The following is a 15,209-nucleotide window of genomic DNA, read 5'->3' on the forward strand; positions in this document are numbered from 1 at the left end:
CCGTAGCTCCTTGGCGCTTCAACGAAGCGGCAAGGGCGAAGGGTGGTGGAGGTGGGGGGACTCGAACCCCCGGCCTCAACATTGCGATTGTCGCGCTCTCCCAACTGAGCTACACCCCCACGCGAAGCGAGAGATGGGAACCTGAGAACAGTGGAGCAGTTGATAGGGCGAAGCGATGTTCGCTGGCCGCTGACCACCCGTAGCTCCTTGGCGCTTCAACGAAGCGGCAAGGGCGAAGGGTGGTGGAGGAGATGGGATTCGAACCCACGACCCCTTGCATGCCATGCAAGTGCTCTCCCAGCTGAGCTACTCCCCCACTGGTCGGGACGGCCGGACTCGAACCGGCGGCCTCCTGGCCCCCATCCAGGCGCTCTGCCAAACTGAGCTACGTCCCGTGCCGCTGCGGCTGCCGAAGCATATCCGCGAACCCGGTTGTCAAGGTCCCTGGCAGGGGTGGCAGGATTTGAACCCGCGGCCTACGGTTTTGGAGACCGCCGCTCTACCAGACTGAGCTACACCCCTGGGTGATGGTGGAGCGGGCCAGAATCGAACTGGCGACACCCGGATTTTCAGTCCGGTGCTCTACCAACTGAGCTACCGCTCCCTCCTCTGCTCATTGGTAGGGCGTACGGGATTCGAACCCGTGATCTCCGGCTTGAAAGGCCGGCGTCCTAACCTGGCTAGACCAACGCCCCCAACCCGGTCCTCCCTGGTAGCAGGGGAGGGATTCGAACCCCCGACCAAGTGATTATGATTCACCTGCTCTACCGCTGAGCTACCCTGCCGGAACTTACAGGGGAGGCTTTCGCCTCCCCTGCCGCTGGTCCTTTTCCCGTCTCGCGTCGCGCGTCAAACCATCAGGACAAGGCCGGCGGCAGGGAACCCGCATGAGGTTCCCGCCACGCAAACGTATCTGTGGTCGCGCCGGTCGCGGCGCGGTCGCAGACGTTGCTGACGGTCTCTCGCGTACGCACGATGCGCATGGTCGTTGGCAGGTCTATTATACCTCATTGGCCGCAGATGTCAACCGCTTCGCGGAGGCGGGTTGGGAGGCGGATTGGGAGGCGGGTGTGACCTCGAAAAGTGGGAATGGTCCCCATCCTGTAGGGGCGGCCCTGTGTGGCCACCCATTCCCAGCCGAGGGCGGCTGGGCCACATCCTAGTGCGCGACTACGCCATACCCGCCGAAACAGGTCACACTCGGAGGCTGCGTGGAGGCTTGGCGCAGGTGGGAGTGACCGTGACGGTGGCCGGGGCCGCCCAGCCACAACGGACAGCGGTCATGGCGGTGGGCGCGGGGGCGGGCCGCTACTCGCCGCGCATCTCCAGGAAGCACGGACGGCAGTAGACGGGCCTCTCAGTGCGGGGGACGAACGGAACGCGGATGGGGGCCCCGCACCTGGCGCAGATCACCGGGTGCAGGCTGCGCCCGCCGGCCCGCTCCGGGTTGCGCAGGGCGCGCGCCTCGCGGCAAGTGGGGCAGCGACTGGGAGCGTGACGGTGGCCACGGAGGGCATGCTGCTCCTGCTCGGCGGCGGTAAAGCTAAACTCTCTGTTGCACTCCTTGCAAGTGCACTGCCTGTCCGCGCGTTCGCCCATCGCACCTCGACGCAAGGGCGCCGCGGCGAACGTCACCTGGGCCCGGTGGGGGGCTCAGTCCTCGCCGGCCTGCATTGCCTCCTGCGCCTGGGCGGCCTTGTCCGCCATGAAACGCTGCGCATTGGTGGGAAAGCATTGGCGGTCAATGAACCACTTCTGGCGCTGGCCGTTTGCGCTGCGGCGCATGTAGCGGTCGGGCTTCCACCTGGCCAACAGATAACAGTTGCCGCCGTCCAGGAGCACGAGCCGCCGCTTGAAGGTGAAGCCGTCACACACGGCATCGGGCAGGTCAACGCTGGAGTCCACGACCATGGTTCGCTTGCCGACGAGCAGCCGCGCCGCGCCCTCGACCTCGCTGATGACGTAGCCGTCCACCTCTTGCCTCAGCTTCTTCTCACGGCTGGTCAGGCGCGGGTTGCTGAAAATACGCATCGGGTGCTGGTCGGGGATCCTAAGCGGCTCTCTGCGATCCATCATCATGCCTTTCCTCCAAGCGGGGGCGTCGGCGGCACCTCTTGCGTCCCTTCCCCATCCCCAGGTATGGCATAGATTCGGCGCCGGCAAGCAGAAGTCCTTTTCCGGCTTTCGTATGCCACGCGCACACTGCGCGACGAAACATGCGATTGAGGTGAGCAGGTGACCGCCCCGACATGGCGGGGCTCCAGCCCGAATCACGGATAATCCGGGCTAGCGCCCGGGCAGCACCAGCCCCAGGCAGTAGTGATTGAAATGGGCCCGCGCCGCCGCCTGCACCCGCTCGGCGGTGACCGATGTGATCGCCCCGGCGTAGCGCGCGTCGAAGTCGCAGCCGAGGCCAATCGCTTCGTACCATGCAAGGTGGAAGGCCCGATCCTTCGTCTTCTGGTGGGCAAGTGCATGGGCGCCGACGGCGGATTGCCGTGCCCGCTCGAGCTCGGACGCGGCCACCGGCTCGTCGCGCAGGCGCTCGAATTCGGCGCGCGTGAGCTGCTTGGTGTGATCGAGGTCGCGCGGCGCCGTTGCCACGTAAGCGGCAAGGTAGCCGCCGTGGGCGAGGGCGACGTAGGAGGCTTCGGCTTCGTAGGCCACGGCCGCGCGGTCGCGCAGGGCGCCGAAAAGGCGCGCGCCCATGCCCCGGCCTAGGAGCACCCGGATGACCTCCATTTCACAGAAGGTTTCGGGGCGCGGCTTGCCCGCGGGATAGCCGAGCATGAAATAGGCCTGGCCGACGGGCGCCTGGCGCAACTGGAGCGCCGAGCGCTCCAGCGGTTCCACAGGGGGCGCCGCGATCGCCGGCACCGGCGCCCCTCGCCAGTCGCCGAAAGCGTGTCGCACCGCCGCCAGCGCGGCGTCGCGGGCAATGCCGCCCGCGACGGCGATGATGGTATTGCCGGGCGCGTAGTGTCGCTGGTGGAACCCCACCAGGTCGGCGCGCGTTATCACCGCCAGCGAGTCCTCGGTGCCCTGGATGGGTACGGAATAGGGGTGTCCCTCGAACAACCCCTGGCGCACCAGTTGCGCTGCCGTCTGCAACGGGTCTGCGCGCAGGGATCGCAGATGCCGGCGCGCGACCTCGCGCTGCGTCTCGAGCTCTTGCGCGGGGAAGACGGGGCGACGCACGACCTCGGCGAGCAGCGCCATCGCCCGCTCCAGGTCCTGGCTCAGGCAGACGACGTACGCCTCGACGTAGTCCAGCCCGAGACCGGTGTCAAAGTCCGCGCCCAGGTCGTCGAGGGCCGCCGCCAGGTCGTCGCCGGACATGTTCTCGCTGCCCCGCGCCAGGGTCTGCTGCACCAGCTGGCGCAGGCCGGCCTTGCCTGGCGGCTCGTCCAGCGCCGACGCCTTGATCAAGACCTCCACTGCGACCACGCTGCCCGTAGCGGCGGGGCTGGTGATCACCACCAGGCCGTTGTCAAGCACCTCCTTCGCTGCGGCGCCCATGCCCGGCGCGCTCGCAACGAGGAGCACCGCCGCCGCGAGCACGGACCTCAGCACCGGCCCCGCGAGCGCTCGCAGCCGCCGGCTCATCGGTCAGCTCCCTGGACGCGCACCACCTCGGGCGTGTCGGCGGGCGCCACCGACGGGGCGATCGCCACCCACACCGCCCGCTCCGGGTCGAGGTGCTTGCGCGCGGCCGCCAGCACCTCGGCCGCCGTCAGCGAGCGCACCTGGTCGAGATAGGCGACGGCGAACTCGTAGGTCGCTATCGCCTCGTAGAACCCCAGCGTTGCCGCTTGGTCTTCCACGGTCTCGTTGGCGAAGACGTAACTGTAGGCCAGCCGCCGCTGCGCTTTGGCGAACTCGCCGTCAGTGACAGGCTCCCGCCGCAGCCGCAGGATCTCGCCCGCGAGCGCACGCCGCGCTTGCGCCAGGCGTTGCGGGGCGCAGGTGGCGCGGATGGCGAACAGCCCCGGCATCTCCTGGGTCAGGAAGTCGGCGCTCACCTCGTCCGCGATACCCGTCTCCACCAGGGCGCGCTTCAGGCGCGCGGTGTAGCCCTCGCTGAGGATGGTCAGCAGCAGGTCCATCGCGCACACCTCGCGCGGGGCGGAGATGCCCGGCGCCCTGAACGCCATGAGCACCGTCGCCTGCGAGAGCTCGCGCGTTTCGACGTGCGTGCGCGGCAGTTGGGGCGCGGGCGGGGGCGGGGACGGCGCAGGGTGGGTGGCGCCGGTCGCCGCCCAGGCGCCGAAGGCGCTTGCCGCCGCGTCGCGGGCGACCGCCGGATTAATGTCGCCGACGATGACGAGAGAGGCGTTGTCCGGCACATACCAGCGGCGGTGAAAATCGGCGAGCAGGTCGGCGTTGATGCGCACCAGCGACTGCTCCGTGCCGCCGATGGGCAGCGCGTAGGGATGGTCGCCGTAGGCGAGCGCGAAGGCGCGGGCCCACGCTGCGGCTTCCGGGTCGTCGGCGACCTGTCGGAGCTCGCTGAGCACGACCACGCGCTCGGCGAACACCGCCTGGTTGCTGAACGCGGGGTGAAGCAAGGCCCGCGCCAGGGCGCTGAGCGCCAGGGGCAGATCGGGAGGGGCAGTGACGGCGCGAAAATAGGTGAAATCGCGCAGGGTGCCGCCGTTGACGACCCCGCCGACGGCCTCGATCGGCCCCGCGAGCGAGTCCTCGCCGCCGCCGCGCGCGGCGCGGAAGATCATGTGCTCCAGGAAGTGCGCGATGCCGTTGTTCTGCGCCGTCTCGCAGCGCGTGCCGGCGCGAATGACGACGTTGACCGCGACCACGGGGGCGGAATGGTCTTCCTTGACCACGATGCGCAGTCCGTTGTCCAGTTGAGAGAAATGGAGGGCGCCAGGAGCGAAGACCTGGACCGGGGCGGTTGCCGTCTCCGCGGACGCGGCGACAGGGATGCCGGCTGTCCCCAGTGCAACCACGACGAACACACCGGTGCCCAATGGCATTCGGCGGAAAAGGCGCATGACGATATTCATTCTGCCGCCAGTAGCTCCCATTACCAGATGAACGAGCTCAGCACGAGCGAGGAGGCGGCAACGTAGATCAGGCCGGTGACGGCGGCGGCCAGCCCCGCGCGTTGGGCGAAATCGCGCGCGGGCCGCGGTACCAGCATGAGCACGACGTGCATTACCCCCAGCCCGGACGCGAACCACAGTCCCAGCACCAGCGAGTCGGCCCCGGGCCACGACAGCTCCCAGAAGTCGCCAGCTCCTCTGAGCAACCATGCCGCCGCCCCCACGGCCGGGAGCCACAGCGCCTGCGCCACCCACCAGCTCCGCCATGCGGTAGCCGCGAACCGACGTTGCTGCTTGCGCTCACCGGTCCAAATGGCGGCGCGCACCCCCCCGAGCCATATCAGCAACCCAAACGCTGGGAATCCAATCCAGACCGCCGCCATCAGCAGCGCCTCTTTCCCGTGCGCACGTGTGAACTCGCTGCCCGCCCCGGATCTCACACTGATCCTGACATCCTGCCTGGGGTTTGAATCCCAGTACTCCGCCATGTGCACCTGCCGCCCCCTTGCGGCGAATGCGAGAGCATTCCCTGCGGCCTCTGAATCCGGTAGCCACCCTTGCCCTCTCCCGCGGTCGGGGAAGCGCACGGTCAGCGCCAGAGCCTCCGGCGCGACCACGTAAACCTGGGTCAGCTGTATTGCATGTTCCCAGCCCTGGCCGGTGCCGAGCGGGTACTCGTAGAGATGGACGCCACCTTGCGCTTGCATCTCCTGGGTGAAGTGGAAATGAAGACCGGGCTGTTTCGCGGCGGCCCCTGGCAGCCTCCGCCCCGGCCCAGCGCGGTCGCGGGCGGCACTGGGAGGCGCTGGCACTGTGCGCAATCGAACCAGCGCGAACGGCCGGCCCTCGTACCCAGCCAGCGCGTTGCCCACGGCCTCGGGCAGGCTTGGTAGGCTGGCGAGCGCCGCCAACTCCTCGCGCTTCAAAGCGCGATAGACATCGGTGCGAGAGTGTTTGGTTTCCACGCTCAGTTCCGGCACCGGCACCGACACACCCCGGCGCGCCGCCGGAGCGTCAGCCGGCGACACAGCCTGCCACGACCGCGTCTCCCAAACGGCGACCGCTCCGACGGCCATGGAATAGGGGCCTGCCAGCAGCGAACCAAGGGCGTAGCCCCTGACGGTGTCCATCCGCATCCGCGATTGTTCGGCCCGGGCGGCCTCGTAGATACGATCCAGGGGCTTTACGTGCTGGTTCGAGAAAGCCTCCAGCGTCTGCTCGCGCACGGTGAACTCGCGAGGCATGGTCTGCAAAGGAAGCAGGAAATGCACCTGCCGCGACTGGCCGGAGGACTCCAGCAGGGAGATGAAGAGGTGCACGCCCACGGTGAAATCCGACTTCACCTCGACGACCGCTATCTGCGTCTGCTCTGACAGGTAACCGAGCACGCTGGAGGGCGCGATCACCATCCCATCCCCGAGTGAGCGCTGAGGGATCAGCAGCACCAGCGCGAACATCGAGAACAGGGCCCACCATCTCATCTGAGCCTCCTTGCCTGCCCCTCCCGGCGCCGACGCAGCACCGTGGTTTCCACCAACCGGCCGCGCGGGCCCTTCGCTCACGCTGCGGAATCGCTGGTGGGAGCGGATTCCCCGCTGCGGCGCTCCTCGACGTAGGCGCTGCCGGGCGCGGACTTGGCGTAGGCCTTGAGCTCGGCTACGATGTCGCTCAACTCGCGGTAGCTGCGGACCGGCCGCCGCGAGGTCACCACCGCTGGCACGGACAGGGTCATCAGCGGATAGGTGACGAGGTCGCCGCGGCGGTCGCGGACCGCGAGGCCGCCGCGCTGGCGGTGCTCCTGGGTGTAGAGGGAGGGCACATCGCGATCGAAGGCGGCGATGACGCGGTCGGCGATGGCGCGCGCCTTGTCGGGCGTCGTGAGCACCGCGAAGTCGTCGCCGCCGATATGCGCCGCGAGGTCGCCGGGGTTGCCGTGCGCATTGACGGCGGCGGTGATGGCGCTCGCCAGCAGCTTGATGACAACGTCGCCCTGGGCGAACCCGTAAACGTCATTGTAAGCCTTGAAGTTGTCAATGTCGAGGTAGAGAAACGCGAAGTTCTCTCCCGCCCGCAGTCTTTGCTCGACGTGCGCCTGCAGCGCCCACCCGCCGACGAGCTTGGTCACCGGGTTGAGGGCCAGCGCCTGCAGCAGCGAGCCCAGCAGGCGCTTGGGCCGCCGCGCGTCGAAGGACTCGGGCAAGACGAGGCCGATGCGCGTGGGCGCGAGCTCGCCCGCCACCGCCGGCATGGGGGCGATGAGCAGCATGGTTTCGTCGCCGCTGGCGCGGTTGACTTCGGCCGCCAGCTCCTCGGCAAAGCCGGGCGCGTCAACGACGGTCACCAGGTCCGGACGCCAGCGCCGCAGCGCCGCCAGGAAGTCAGGCGGATTGACCGGGCAGTCGGTCTCGCCGGTCAGCTCGAGCGCGAAGCGCGCGAGCTTGGCTTTGCCGCGCTGGAGGATGAGTATGACGAGCTCCTCGATGGCCCTGTCCCCCGCGCGATGAGGTCCCGCGCCCCCGCGCTTGCAGGGGCGCCGCCCGCGGTGCTCCTACGACTGGCTGCGCAGCCTGATGTAGTTCCCGCCGCTGCGTTTTGCCTCGCCCAGCGCGAGGTCGCAGGCGTCTATCAACTCCTCGGCGGTAGCGCCGTCCTCCGGGTAGGCGGCGACGCCGCCGCTGATGGTGACGTTGACGCGGTGGCCGCCCACGCGGAAGGGCTCGGTGGCGACCGCGCGGCGCAGGTTGTCGCTGCCGACGGAGGCGCCCTGCACCGGCGTTTCGGGCAGAATAACGCCGAACTCGTCGCCGCCGTAGCGCGCCGCGATGTCACTGCCGCGCACCGCGGACTGAATCCGCGCGGCGACTTGTCGCAGCAATTCGTCGCCCAGGCGATGGCCGTGGAGGTCGTTGAAGGCCTTGAAGTTATCGACGTCGGCGAAGAGCAAGGACACCGGGCGGCCGTGCCGCTGCGCGCGCGCGATCTCCTCCCGCAGGCGCTCGTGGAACTCGGCGTGGTTCCACATCCCGGTGAGCGGGTCGGTCATGGCCAGCAACTGCGCGCGGCCGTACTGCCTGGCATTCTCGATTGCCACCGCCGCCTGGGCGGCGATGACGGACAACAGGTCCTCGTCCACGTCGCGGAAGCCTGCGCCGCCCGAAGCCAGCTCGATCGCGCCCGCCAGGCGCCCTCCGCCGATCATAGGCGCGGCCAGGTAGTGATCCACCCCGCCGGGCGCGCGCACCTGCGGGGCGTCCTTGGGCGCGGGGCTCCCGGCCTTGATCGCGAGCGTCTCCTCGTGCTTGAGCACCCACGTCGCCGCCTCCAGGCTTTGGTCGCCCTCGCCGAGGATCTCGGCGCGCCCGGCCGCGGCGCGCACGTGGGGCTCGCCGTCGCCGGAGAGCAAGACCACGCGCACGGCGTCGGCGCCGCATTCGCGAGCGGCGATCTGCGCCAGTTGCGCCACCAGCTGCTCCAGGTCGAGATTCGCATTGATGGCGCGAGCGACCTCGTAGATGGCCGCGGTGCGATCGAGCAGCTCCTGCGCGCGCGCGCGCTCATCGCGCTGCAGGCGCGCTTGCTTGGCGACCGCCCCCAGCACGGTCGCGATCGTTACCGCCGACAACGAGAAGGTCGCCATGCGCAGCTTGCCGGTGACGGGAATCGGCGCCTCCAGGGAGCCGCCGATGAAACCGATCAAGATGTAGCAACCCGCCGCCAGCAACGAGGCGCCGACCGCGTCGCGCAGATCGAGCCGCAGCGCCGCCTGCAGCACCGGCAGGTAGTAGAGCACGTACAGCTCGCTGCGCAAGCCCCCGGTGACCCGCACCAACCAGGTGATGAGGAACAGGTCGAGAACGGTAAAGATGAGGGCGCGGTCGCGTCCCGCCCCTGCGCGGGGCGTCCGGGCGAAGGTGGTCACCAGCACGTAAACCGAGCCGATTACCACCACCCAATCGAGCTCGGTGAAGCCGGCCGCGGGCCGCGCCCACTCGGTCATGGCGAAGACGGTGATGAGGACCACGCAGCGCATGGCGGCGGCGATATGATCGCCGAGGCGGGCCTCGCGGGCTTGGTGCATCCGTTGACCGGACGTCAATCGGTTCCTCCGACGGCAGCCCCCGCGCTCACATCGGCGGGCGCGTGCGGCCCCGGCCACCGCGCGATCGCGGAGAGCTGTGGCTGGGGTTGTGTTCGCCGCGGCCTCCGCCAATCCTCTCCCCCGGGCGCGAGGGGACAGTTCCCCGTCGCCCAGTGCAGCGCCGAGGCCCGGGGCGTGAAGGAACTGTCCCCTCCCGCACAATGCGCCGGAGCGGGTGCGCTGCGCTCGCAGGGCAAGCCGGCGGTCAGGCGCCGCCTCAATCCCGCCGGAGGCCGACCTGGGCGGGGGTGCGGGCGAGGTGATCAACGGCGTCTATCTCGGCGGGGAAGAAGGGAAGCTCCAGCAGGTCCTGGGCGAAGGCGTGGGCGGCGACCTCGCGCGCCACCCGCGGCCAATCACGGCTCACCCCCTGCAAGATCTCCGGGCGCGCGCGCTGGAGGTAGCGGAAGATCTCGGTGGCGACGGCGATCACGTCGAGCGCAACCGTCGCCAGGCGCGGCGCCCGCAGCACCAACAGCCGCGACAGGTCGCCCAGCGCCTCGGTGTAGAGGACGATGACGGGCGCGTCGGTCAGCGCCTCGCTGCGCAGCCGCGGGTTGTCGCGACAGCGCGCGCGCAGCTCGATACGGATGCCGAGCGCTTCCGCCAGCCGCCAGGGGTCGCCAGTCCCCCACTGGCGCACCAGGGCGTCGGCGCTGGCATGACCTGCGCGCACGGCGCGCTCCAGCATCACCAGGCGCCCGCTGGTCGCCGTATCCGGGGCGGGAGTGCGCGGCGCCGTCGCCGCGCGCAACGCTCGCGCATGGATCATCCTTGCACCCCCCCGCCGGCGCCGGCCAGCTCTCTCTCGATGAGACCAGGCAGGGCGATCATGGCCCGCACGAACAATATGAGCGCGCCCCCGAACGCCACCAGGTCGGCGAAATTGAAAACGTAGTTGCTGCGGGCCCCGAATTGGAGGAAGTCCACGACGAAGCCGGCACATGCTCGCTCGGCGGCCAGTGCGGCCACGCCTCCCAGCACCAGCGCCAGGCCGCCCTCGGTGGCAAACGACATCCGGTAGCCCCGCTCCGCCAGCATCTGGTACAGCCGCACGCTCGCGACGGCGCTTACCAGGGTCGCGCACAACAGCCACGCTGACGTGCCGCCGAAGCCCTGTAGGTAGTTCGCGTAGTAGCCGACCTCCATCGCGCCGCCGAGGTACGAATGGTGAGGGCCGTTGTGGGCGAGCTGACCGACGGCTAGGCCGTTGGCCGCCGTGGCGGTCGCTAGCGCCCTAGCCACAATCCACTTGCTGGCCTGATCGAGGAAGACCACTGCGGCGACGATCTGCGGCCAGTGCGGGCGGCGGGGGCCGAAGCGAAGGAGAAAGGCAAGCATGGCCGCGCTCGCCAGGAAGCCGGAGATGATGGTTTGGGTCAGCACATCAATGTGCAAGGCACTCGCTCCTCAGGCATGGGCGCGAGGAGCGGCAGTTCCCCGGGAGGCCCGTTCGTAACGGGCATAGCGCAAGAATCGTGCCACGCCTATCGGGGTGCGATGCGGGGCGAGGGGACAGTTCCCCGCCGCCCAGCACACCGCCCAGGCCCGGAGCGGGAAGGAACTGTCCCCTCCCGGGTAAGGTGAACAGGGGAGCAGTTGAGCAGGGGACTCGGAGACGAAGAGCAATAGAGTGGCACGCCGGCGGATGCTTGGGCGCGCCCCGATTCTTCGGGGCGCGAACCGCGCCCTCGGGCGAAGTCGCGCCCGGTCCTCACCCGCCAGGTGAAGGCCACACGCTGGCGGCGCATGATCTCGATTAGACCCGGATTATGCGTGAGGCTTCGGGGATGTCGTTCCGAGACGGCGTGAACGCAATCCGGTACGCGCGGCAGGTCAGTTTCGCGGCCCCGCTCGCCTTGATTTCCCAGCTGGCCACTGTCACCTCAGCCACACCCCAGAGCGACCCCAGGGCCATCTCCCTCCCATGCGCCCGCGTTACCCGCCCCACCTTTTCCCGACTCCCACCTAGCCACCCTTATCACTTGACGCAATCCTGCCCCCGCCGCCAGGACCCACCCTTGGCAGGAATCCCCGTCCCCTTGTTGAACATAGTATTGGTCCCAGCCCGCTTCAGATTGAACCAAGGCACGCTCATAGGGCTGACAACCTGCACATCCTGCGCGAGTACATCGCGCACGAGTGGTTGCCGCAGAAAGAGGTTTCCTGAGCCGATCCGAAAGGCAGCCGCATGAGGAGATTATCCCATCGCTAAGCAGCCCCTCGCCGAGGTCTTCGGTTTCCCGGTTGACAACATGAGTCCCGAAGCGATACAGCACCGCCGCGAGCGCGTCTGCCCTTTCAAGGCAGCGAAATGCACGAAGGACAAGAAAGATGACCCGCTCGGCGTGTGTAGCGTCTTTGCTGACGACAAGGTGGTCATCACCTGCCCTATGCGGTTTCGCCAAGACTGGCTTGTTGCCAAAGACGCGGCGTCCTTTTTCTTCCCGGCCAGCGCGCACTTGGCGACGTTAACCGAAGTGCGCGTGAAAGACAAGTACGGCAAACTCGCGGGCGATATCGACCTCGTCCTCGTGTCTGTTGATGACGCGGGGCGCGTGCTAGATTTCGGCGCGCTGGAGGTGCAGGCGGTGTATATCACCGGCAACGTGCGTAACCCATTCGCGTACTACATGCAGAACCCGAAGGCGCGCCAAGAAATGAACTGGGCGAGGCAACCGAACTACCCTGGGCCTGATTATCTGTCGTCCTCTCGAAAGCGCCTAGCGCCACAGTTGCTGTTCAAAGGCGGCATTCTTCATTCTTGGGGAAAGAAGACCGCGGTGGCTCTGAACACGGGCTTCTTTGAGACGCTGCCCGCCCTTGACGCCGTGGCATGTGAAAGAGCGGACATCGCGTGGTTTGTCTACGACCTGGAGCACCACGCGGCGCGGAACGTTTACACGCTGAAGCGTCGCCGAGTCGTGTACACCAAGTTTGAGGAGAGCCTCGCCAAGATTACGCGATCTGCCCCTGGCCCCATGGCCGATTTCGTCCGCGTCCTGCAGAAGAAGCTGGCCACTCAGTTAGAGGGCAACTCACAATCGGGCGTCAGCGATGACTAGCATAGGATATCAACTGGATCTGGACGGGGCGCCGACGGCCGACCAGGTGGTAAACGTCGCGTCGGTTCCGCAGCGCAGTCCCTTCCGCTATCCGGGCGGAAAGACCTGGCTGATTCCGCGCGTCCGTCAATGGCTGCGTTCTCTCCCGAAGCGGCCCTCCGTGTTGGTGGAGCCATTCGCGGGCGGCGCGATTGTTGGCCTTACGGTAGCCTTTGAGCGCTTGGCCGAAAAGGTCGTTCTGGTCGAGCTTGATGAGCAGGTCGCCGCCGTCTGGAAGACTATCCTCAGCGACGACTGCGAGTGGTTAGTCGGCCGCGTGTTGTCCTTCACCCCGACCTTGGAGAATGTGCGCGCGGAGCTTGCGAACACAGACCCGACCACGCCGGCGCTGGCCTTCCGAACCCTAGTCAAGAACCGCACCTATCACGGCGGCATTATCGCGCCCGGTAGCAGGCCTATGAAGAACGGCGAAAACGGGCGGGGATTGAAGTCCCGATGGTATCCCAGAACGCTAGCTGGACGGATACGGGCGATAGCGAGCATCCGCGACCGCATCACTTTCACCGAGGGCGATGGCATTGCGGTCATCCGCACCTACGCGCGCCGAAAGACCGCGGTGTTCTTCGTAGACCCCCCGTACACGGCGGCCGGCAAGAGGGCCGGCATGCGGCTCTACACGCATCACGTCCTCGACCATGAGAGGTTATTTGCGACCACGGCGCGCGTCGCGGGCGACTTCCTGATGACCTATGACAACGCGGAAGACGTCGCGGCGCTCGCGGTAGCGCACGGCATGCAGACCCGGACGATTGCGATGAAGAACACCCACCATGCGCAGATGACCGAATTGCTTGTCGGGCGCGACTTGAGCTGGTTGCGCTAGAACACTCCGCTTGATCGCCGTCCCACCAAGAACACCACCACCCTTCCAGGCTCACTCGTTGGCTGTGCGCTTCGCGTTGACAATGCATGATCCGGGCTAAAGCTTGCGCGGGCGCAGGTCGGCGCGCACGCGAAGGTCTCGCGGCGTGACCAGCAGTTGCCTGATCGAGAACGCGAACGGCCCTTGTCGCCCCTCGTTGAGGTCAACGACGGGGTTGATGTCCCTCATCAGGCGGTCAACAATGAACGCGGGCACGGGCACGATCGAGACGTGAGCCTTGGGGTCCACCAGGAAGACCTTGCCCCCCGCCGGCTCCAGGCTGCAGGTCAGGCGCACGGGAATCCGCACGCCGCGCCGCACATAGCCGCTGACCGTGATTTCGCCGTAGCCGAAGGCCAGGCGCAGGTCCTCGACCTGCGTCACCCGCGGCGCCACCATCTTGGTCAGGCCGGCGGCCGTGAGCCTGGCTTCGGCGGAGCTCTTGCCGACGCGAATGATCTCCAGCTTGCGCCGCCAGATCGCCTTCCATAGGTCGTAGCGAATGTCTTTGATCGTGAGGTCGAGCCGTTCCACCGGCAGTTCCTTGATGCGGAAGTCGCGCGCATGGATGGCGACGCTGCCGACCCTGCCGACGAGGTCGCCCCCGCCTCCGATGCGCAGGCCGCCGTCCTCCGGCAGCGAATGGAGGTCGAACCCGACCAGCGTGATCTCGACCTGGTCCACCTGGCGGGAGAACGGCGACCGATGGCCGCGGCGCACCTCAACCTTGACTTGCTGGACCGGGCCCAGGGTCTCGCGCATTTGCGCTTCGATCCCCCGCTCGACTTTTCCCGAGACCCCGAGTGTGCCCAGGATGGCGGACAGCAGCAGCGCAATCAGGGCTTCCATGTCACGCCCCTCCCTGGTCTCGCCCGCCGGAGGCGGGTGAGCCTTCTTTCGCCGGCAAGCATTACGTCCACCCCTGTTCATACCCCGTTTCGTACATGGCGACGATGTTTTCGGGCCGGCTGACGGCCTGAATATTGTGACACGGCGCCAGGATGTAGCCGCCGCCGGCGCCGAGAATGCGCAGGTTATCCTCCACCTCCTGCCGCACCTGCGCGACAGTGCCGAAGGCCAGCGTGTATTGGTTGTCCACCCCGCCGTGGAACACCAGCCGCTCGCCGAAATCGCGCTTCAACCCCTCGCGCTCCATGCCCTTGCAGCGCCATTGGATGGGGTTGAGCACGTCTATGCCGGCCGCGACCAGGTCGGGCAGGATCTCGCGGATCGCGCCGTCGCTGTGGTGGAAGACGTAGGCGCCGGCGTCGTGTGCCAGCTCCATCATGCGCTTCATGCGCGGCAGCAGGAACTCGTGGATGTGCGCGCGCGACAGCATCAGACCTTCCTGGGAACCGAGGTCCTCGGCGACATAGGTAATCATCACCTGGCCGGGGATCTGCTCGTAGATGCGCCGCGTGTTCTCGTGGGCCAGGTCGAATAGACGGTCGAGGCAGAAGTGGACGAGGTCCGGGTGCAGCACCAGGTCCATGAACGCCTGCTCCTGGCCGCGCAGGTTCTTGTAGAGCAGGAACGGCTCCGACCCGCCGCCGCGGAGGGGGCGATGCTCGTTGCCCTCGACCTGACCCGCGATGCCGGAGTAGTCCCACCAGTCAGGGCTGGGCCAGGAATAGTCGCGCTGCAACTGCTCCAGGGTTTCATACTTCGCCAGGGGGTTGTGAATGCACTCGGAATAGGCGCCCGTGCCGTAATCCACGGTCTGGTGCCGGCAGCCGAAGAGGTCCTCACCCGGCGGCGGCTCAGGGCCGACGTAGCGGCCGCTCACCGTCACCGGAGCGTCAATGTGCAGGCGGTGAAACACCTCGCCCAGATCGGCGCAGCCGAGATGGCGCAGGAGCTTCTCCGTCGCCTCGCCGGTCGCCCAATAGTCCATGGGCACGCGATCCGGCCGCTCCCGCCGTAGCACCGCCAGCCAGCGCTCCCGCGGGGTCATGGTCTCTTTCATTGGTTGCTCCTGCGTGTCTGGAACGATAAAGACACGAACGGTAGGGCAGCCGTCT

General features: G+C 67.7%; 13 protein-coding genes and 7 tRNA genes. 2 read left to right on the top strand and 18 right to left on the bottom strand.

Annotation, left to right across the window (positions count from 1 at the left end):
• Positions 1 to 43: 43 nt before the first annotated feature.
• The 16 genes from VM221_05565 to VM221_05640 form a co-directional block, all read right to left on the bottom strand.
• Positions 44 to 119 (bottom strand) — tRNA-Ala (locus VM221_05565).
• A 121-nt stretch (positions 120 to 240) separates the two neighbouring features.
• Positions 241 to 316: transfer RNA gene (locus VM221_05570), tRNA-Ala, on the bottom strand.
• 2 nt (positions 317 to 318) lie between these two features.
• A tRNA-Pro gene (locus tag VM221_05575) sits at positions 319 to 395 on the bottom strand.
• Positions 396 to 445: 50 nt separating this feature from the next.
• Positions 446 to 522 (bottom strand) — tRNA-Trp (locus VM221_05580).
• Positions 523 to 528: 6 nt separating this feature from the next.
• Positions 529 to 604 (bottom strand) — tRNA-Phe (locus VM221_05585).
• A 13-nt stretch (positions 605 to 617) separates the two neighbouring features.
• Positions 618 to 695 (bottom strand) — tRNA-Glu (locus VM221_05590).
• Positions 696 to 710: 15 nt separating this feature from the next.
• Positions 711 to 785, bottom strand: a tRNA-Met gene (locus VM221_05595).
• A gap of 523 nt (positions 786 to 1,308) precedes the next feature.
• Positions 1,309 to 1,599 carry a CxxC-x17-CxxC domain-containing protein gene (locus tag VM221_05600; GenBank protein ID HUT74290.1) on the bottom strand — a complete coding sequence of 97 codons (291 nt, stop codon included), beginning with the start codon at positions 1,597 to 1,599 and terminating at the stop codon, positions 1,309 to 1,311.
• Positions 1,600 to 1,653: 54 nt separating this feature from the next.
• Complete coding sequence (locus tag VM221_05605) at positions 1,654 to 2,079, bottom strand: hypothetical protein (protein ID HUT74291.1); 426 nt, start codon at positions 2,077 to 2,079, stop codon at positions 1,654 to 1,656.
• A 207-nt stretch (positions 2,080 to 2,286) separates the two neighbouring features.
• Entirely contained in the window at positions 2,287 to 3,606 is a 1,320-nt protein-coding gene (locus VM221_05610; protein ID HUT74292.1) for a pitrilysin family protein, read from the bottom strand.
• Positions 3,603 to 5,024, bottom strand: a complete 1,422-nt coding sequence (locus tag VM221_05615) for a pitrilysin family protein (protein ID HUT74293.1) — start codon at positions 5,022 to 5,024, stop codon at positions 3,603 to 3,605. The genes VM221_05610 and VM221_05615 overlap by 4 nt, the downstream gene beginning before the upstream one ends.
• Positions 5,025 to 5,044: 20 nt before the next feature.
• A complete protein-coding gene (locus VM221_05620) occupies positions 5,045 to 6,544 on the bottom strand; it encodes a hypothetical protein (GenBank protein ID HUT74294.1) in 1,500 nt (499 codons plus the stop codon).
• Positions 6,545 to 6,621: 77 nt separating this feature from the next.
• Complete coding sequence (locus VM221_05625; GenBank protein ID HUT74295.1) at positions 6,622 to 7,404, bottom strand: GGDEF domain-containing protein; 783 nt, start codon at positions 7,402 to 7,404, stop codon at positions 6,622 to 6,624.
• A gap of 207 nt (positions 7,405 to 7,611) precedes the next feature.
• Entirely contained in the window at positions 7,612 to 9,159 is a 1,548-nt protein-coding gene (locus VM221_05630) for a sensor domain-containing diguanylate cyclase (protein HUT74296.1), read from the bottom strand.
• A gap of 259 nt (positions 9,160 to 9,418) precedes the next feature.
• Entirely contained in the window at positions 9,419 to 9,973 is a 555-nt protein-coding gene (locus VM221_05635) for a hypothetical protein (GenBank protein ID HUT74297.1), read from the bottom strand.
• On the bottom strand, positions 9,970 to 10,599 hold the full coding sequence (locus tag VM221_05640) for a signal peptidase II (protein ID HUT74298.1): 630 nt from the start codon (positions 10,597 to 10,599) through the stop codon (positions 9,970 to 9,972). The genes VM221_05635 and VM221_05640 overlap by 4 nt, the downstream gene beginning before the upstream one ends.
• Before the next feature lie 857 nt (positions 10,600 to 11,456).
• Between VM221_05640 and VM221_05645 the strand changes: the two genes are divergently transcribed.
• Together VM221_05645 and VM221_05650 are read left to right on the top strand one after the other, a co-directional pair.
• On the top strand, positions 11,457 to 12,266 hold the full coding sequence (locus VM221_05645; GenBank protein ID HUT74299.1) for a NotI family restriction endonuclease: 810 nt from the start codon (positions 11,457 to 11,459) through the stop codon (positions 12,264 to 12,266).
• Entirely contained in the window at positions 12,259 to 13,149 is an 891-nt protein-coding gene (locus VM221_05650; GenBank protein HUT74300.1) for a DNA adenine methylase, read from the top strand. Before VM221_05645 ends, VM221_05650 begins: the two co-directional genes overlap by 8 nt.
• A 96-nt stretch (positions 13,150 to 13,245) precedes the next feature.
• Here VM221_05650 and VM221_05655 read toward each other — a convergent pair whose 3' ends face one another.
• Positions 13,246 to 14,037 carry an LmeA family phospholipid-binding protein gene (locus tag VM221_05655; protein HUT74301.1) on the bottom strand — a complete coding sequence of 264 codons (792 nt, stop codon included), beginning with the start codon at positions 14,035 to 14,037 and terminating at the stop codon, positions 13,246 to 13,248.
• Positions 14,038 to 14,098: 61 nt separating this feature from the next.
• A complete protein-coding gene (locus tag VM221_05660) occupies positions 14,099 to 15,154 on the bottom strand; it encodes a uroporphyrinogen decarboxylase family protein (GenBank protein ID HUT74302.1) in 1,056 nt (351 codons plus the stop codon).
• Positions 15,155 to 15,209 lie beyond the last annotated feature (55 nt).

The sequence above is a fragment of the Armatimonadota bacterium genome, from assembly GCA_035527535.1.
Classification (GTDB): domain Bacteria; phylum Armatimonadota; class Hebobacteria.

Excerpts from the sequence above, each read along its gene's own strand:
- VM221_05650 (HUT74300.1), top strand. The coding sequence starts at position 12,259 with ATGACTAGCATAGGATATCAACTGGATCTGGACGGGGCGCCGACGGCC.
- VM221_05605 (HUT74291.1), bottom strand. The coding sequence starts at position 2,079 with ATGATGATGGATCGCAGAGAGCCGCTTAGGATCCCCGACCAGCACCCG.
- VM221_05615 (HUT74293.1), bottom strand. The coding sequence starts at position 5,024 with ATGAATATCGTCATGCGCCTTTTCCGCCGAATGCCATTGGGCACCGGT.
- VM221_05620 (HUT74294.1), bottom strand. The coding sequence starts at position 6,544 with ATGAGATGGTGGGCCCTGTTCTCGATGTTCGCGCTGGTGCTGCTGATC.
- VM221_05635 (HUT74297.1), bottom strand. The coding sequence starts at position 9,973 with ATGATCCATGCGCGAGCGTTGCGCGCGGCGACGGCGCCGCGCACTCCC.
- VM221_05610 (HUT74292.1), bottom strand. The coding sequence starts at position 3,606 with ATGAGCCGGCGGCTGCGAGCGCTCGCGGGGCCGGTGCTGAGGTCCGTG.
- VM221_05645 (HUT74299.1), top strand. The coding sequence starts at position 11,457 with ATGAGTCCCGAAGCGATACAGCACCGCCGCGAGCGCGTCTGCCCTTTC.
- VM221_05655 (HUT74301.1), bottom strand. The coding sequence starts at position 14,037 with ATGGAAGCCCTGATTGCGCTGCTGCTGTCCGCCATCCTGGGCACACTC.
- VM221_05660 (HUT74302.1), bottom strand. The coding sequence starts at position 15,154 with ATGAAAGAGACCATGACCCCGCGGGAGCGCTGGCTGGCGGTGCTACGG.
- VM221_05600 (HUT74290.1), bottom strand. The coding sequence starts at position 1,599 with ATGGGCGAACGCGCGGACAGGCAGTGCACTTGCAAGGAGTGCAACAGA.